Origin of the sequence: Paenibacillus xylanilyticus (assembly GCF_013359935.1) — a bacterium.
GTDB classification, from domain to species: Bacteria; Bacillota; Bacilli; order Paenibacillales; family Paenibacillaceae; genus Paenibacillus; species Paenibacillus xylanilyticus.
Genome location: NZ_JABMCB010000064.1, coordinates 1 through 3,090 on the forward strand (window position 1 = coordinate 1; position 3,090 = coordinate 3,090).

Genomic DNA, 3,090 nt, shown 5'->3' on the forward strand with positions numbered 1-3,090 from the left:
GTTGGAAGCAATGTCGGCCGTGCGGGCAATCTCCATCTGTCCCGCCGCCGCAAGCGACAGCACGCCCGGCATGGCTTCCATGATTTCCTTGGTTTTGAAACCAGCCATAGCCAGGAAGGATTGTGCTTCCGCTGCCTGTGTAGAACTGAAAACAGTTGTTGCGCCCAGGTCAATAGCCTGCTGCCGCAATTTCTCGAATTCTTGAGCCGTTGCCCCACTGATCGCCTTGACCTTTGCCATGGCCTGTTCAAACTGCGCCGACAGGTCTACAGCCTTGGTCAGTGCCGCCGCAACAGCAGCCGCGTAAGCTGTGTAGGCAATCCCAGCCGTGCTAATCTCTTTGCTAAGATTACTCGCTGACTTGGCACTTTCATCTAATTCAGTTTTTAGCTTGGAGAGCTTGCCGCTTGTTGTTTCGAGCGCGTTGCCTTGCTGGAGGATCTCATTTTTGACCTTGCCGAATTTGTTTCCAGCAGTGTCTAAAGCTGAAGACTGCGCTAAAATCTGTTCTTTTACCTTCGCAATCTGTGAGCTGTTCGCTCCTATGGCCCTAAGCTGAGATTCTACATTTTTCAGCTGCTTTTCAAAGACTTCAGGTTTAGAAGCAAGCATTTCGGTTTTGATCTTCCGAATCTCTTTGGAATCGACCCCAACGTCACGCAGGGTTTTGGACACAGAACGGAAGTCCTGATTAAACTTCTTCGAAGTGTCCTTCATTTTTTCCATGTCTTCCTTGGCTTCTTCGATGCCTTTTTTAAATCCGTCCGCGTCTAGCCCTAGCTTGGCCTCAATGCCGCCAATGTTTTCGTTCTCAGCCATCCTTCCTCCCTTCTAGCCGCTCACGCAAGGAACGTAATCCCGCTATGTCCAACTGATCTTTTTTATCCTGCTGCTCTTCTTGCAACGGCCAGCCGATCATATCCACCAAACCTTTAAAACTGTCCTCTGTCATGTTCGGGCCCATCACTATGTGAAGCTGTGCTAATCGATCCTCCGCAATCTTTTGTGTTTGCCGGAACAGCAACATAGGCAAATCCGTAATGTAATAGTCATTACGCAGCACTTGTGGCGTAACCCCGAGCAATAGCGAAGCCTCCAGAACCCAATTGTTTATGGTTAGTTCGGATTCTTGACGGCTTGCAGCCTTCCCACCACGGACTGGATTGCGGCGCGGTACTTTTTTGCAGCTTCGTCCAGGTTGTTCCGTTCGATGGTTGCTTTCAGGAAGTCATGTAGCTGGATCAGATCCGCTTCTTTCGCTTCCTCTTCTGTCACATCTGCCAGAACCGAAACGAGTGTAATCACCTCTTCAGACGCCATGAGCACGCCGACCACGGCACTAGGCCAAAACATTTCGGTATCTCTTGCAGCAATAATATTTGCCACGGTTTGTGGTAGGATCTCGATTTTCTCCATCAAAGACATCCATTTGCCTACACTCAGGCGTGGAATATCGACCCGCTTCTCACCAAAAAAGACATGATCCATTGATTTTTCTTTTTTAAAGTTGAACATGACGCCTCCTTATGGAAAAAGCGGAGCCCAGGGCCCCGCCGAATATTTGTATGAAATTAAGCTGCGTCTGGATCTCCGAATGAAATCAAATCTCCGTTGTCATCTGGGAAGGCTTTAAACGTGACGTTGGTGATAAGTTCGTTGTCATAGTCATAGGTGTAATTCAGATTCGCTCGCGGAGCCGCTTTAGGCAGCGTAATGTAATCATTTGGAGTCGTACCTTCTGCAAGCGGCACAAGCGTCAATTCCTTCGCGTATTGCAACAAATCAATAACCTTCGTTGCATTAACGACAACTCTTTTCTTGTTTGGATCAGTAGAATCAACGATCATCCGCGAACCAGGAAGAACCGTCAATAGTTTTTCATGGTCATACTCACCGAATGGAACAGCCACATTTGCTGTTCGTCCTGTAACGATTTCTTTCAGAGGCGTTGTTCCCGTTTGGTCCATCGTGACTTCACGAGATGTTTCCTCATACGTCAGAACCACACCACCTTTGGTTGTTCCGAAATAAACCTCATCCGGTTTGCCTTTATTGACATAAACGGCACATGGGCCCAACTTAATATTTTCCGAGTTAACTCCTGCCATTAGGATTGCCCCTCTTTCGTATTGGATTTTGTATCTTTTACTTCCTTGCCATAACCCGCCTCAATCATTTTTGCGGCCGCTTCATTGGTCAGCTCAATCACTTCTCCGATTGTCTTATAATCCGGGTTTTCCTTCGTGCCCATATTGACTTGAATGTCTCGTTTCGTCAGCTCGACCTTCTTCATTCCGACATCACCACCAATGTAAAATTTAGAGAATATAAAAGCCGATCATTTTCGTCACGGCCTACATAGAGAGGGCCGGACTGATCGGCTGTGCATCTTCGTATTAAAGTCGTTCCGGCGTAGAATTCCCGCCGCTGATGCAGATGCTGATGCAAGTCATAGGCCAGTTGTTCAATTTGAACAGCTTCCTTTTCAGGACCCCGCACCACGATTTGCATCGAAGGCTGCTTTCTTGGCGACCAATCGGAAGGTGGGTAACCGCCTGTCAGACGGACCCAGGCCGATGCATCTGGCGCGCCAGAAGGGAATTCGTTGACGTAATACTTGAAAGGCATTTCCGCCTGGAGCATGTCCGCCAGCATCTTGGGTTTTAACATTACATGTGCATCTCCCTCTTCACTTCATCCGCGATAATCTTCAAAAATCGCCTTGACCTGGCTTTTAACGGACGTTCCAAGAATTTCGGACCGGTTCCTGGCGTAGTCGGGTCAAAATCGGCTACCTCATGCAGATACAACGCATAATTGAATTGATACCCGGATTTCATGGGTCGTGTGGCTGAATAGGACACGGTAGCCGTAATCCGCAGACCGGACTTCGTTTCCACGTCAATCCTTTGTGATTGGCGCAATGCCTCTTTTTTCTTCGGAGCCAGCCTGTCCGACTCATTCCCTAATTCCTCAGCTGCCTTTTTCACGCCACGTTCAGCCGCTGCCACCGCACGTTCATTCAGCAAATCCAGCTGCTTCAGAAACGCGCTCGCATTGATTTCCATACTCATAGGTGAATCACCGTCA

7 protein-coding genes are annotated in these 3,090 nt (G+C 48.4%); all 7 read right to left on the minus strand.

The window, feature by feature from the left end:
- A partial coding sequence (locus tag HP552_RS00435) for a phage tail tape measure protein (protein WP_246310703.1) occupies positions 1 to 819 on the minus strand: 819 nt, incomplete at its 3' end.
- Positions 812 to 1,084: a hypothetical protein gene (locus HP552_RS00440; protein WP_175393825.1), complete on the minus strand. Its 273-nt coding sequence runs from the start codon at positions 1,082 to 1,084 to the stop codon at positions 812 to 814. The genes HP552_RS00440 and HP552_RS00435, both read right to left, overlap by 8 nt.
- Positions 1,085 to 1,116: 32 nt before the next feature.
- Positions 1,117 to 1,515, minus strand: coding sequence for a hypothetical protein (locus HP552_RS00445; protein ID WP_175393826.1), 399 nt, complete (start codon positions 1,513 to 1,515; stop codon positions 1,117 to 1,119).
- A gap of 56 nt (positions 1,516 to 1,571) precedes the next feature.
- Positions 1,572 to 2,108, minus strand: a complete 537-nt coding sequence (locus tag HP552_RS00450) for a hypothetical protein (RefSeq protein WP_175393827.1) — start codon at positions 2,106 to 2,108, stop codon at positions 1,572 to 1,574.
- The gene (locus HP552_RS00455; protein WP_175393828.1) at positions 2,108 to 2,293 is read right to left on the minus strand and encodes a hypothetical protein; all 186 of its coding nucleotides are present in this window, start codon (positions 2,291 to 2,293) and stop codon (positions 2,108 to 2,110) included. Before HP552_RS00455 ends, HP552_RS00450 begins: the two co-directional genes overlap by 1 nt.
- A complete protein-coding gene (locus HP552_RS00460) occupies positions 2,290 to 2,670 on the minus strand; it encodes a minor capsid protein (protein WP_175393829.1) in 381 nt (126 codons plus the stop codon). Before HP552_RS00460 ends, HP552_RS00455 begins: the two co-directional genes overlap by 4 nt.
- The coding region (locus HP552_RS00465; RefSeq protein WP_217506271.1) for an HK97 gp10 family phage protein at positions 2,670 to 3,090 on the minus strand (421 nt) is incomplete at its 5' end. The genes HP552_RS00460 and HP552_RS00465, both read right to left, overlap by 1 nt.

Bases quoted from the DNA above. Each gene is read 5' to 3' on its own strand.
- HP552_RS00460 (WP_175393829.1), bottom strand. From the start codon at position 2,670: ATGTTAAAACCCAAGATGCTGGCGGACATGCTCCAGGCGGAAATGCCT.
- HP552_RS00455 (WP_175393828.1), bottom strand. From the start codon at position 2,293: ATGAAGAAGGTCGAGCTGACGAAACGAGACATTCAAGTCAATATGGGC.
- HP552_RS00450 (WP_175393827.1), bottom strand. From the start codon at position 2,108: ATGGCAGGAGTTAACTCGGAAAATATTAAGTTGGGCCCATGTGCCGTT.
- HP552_RS00445 (WP_175393826.1), bottom strand. From the start codon at position 1,515: ATGTTCAACTTTAAAAAAGAAAAATCAATGGATCATGTCTTTTTTGGT.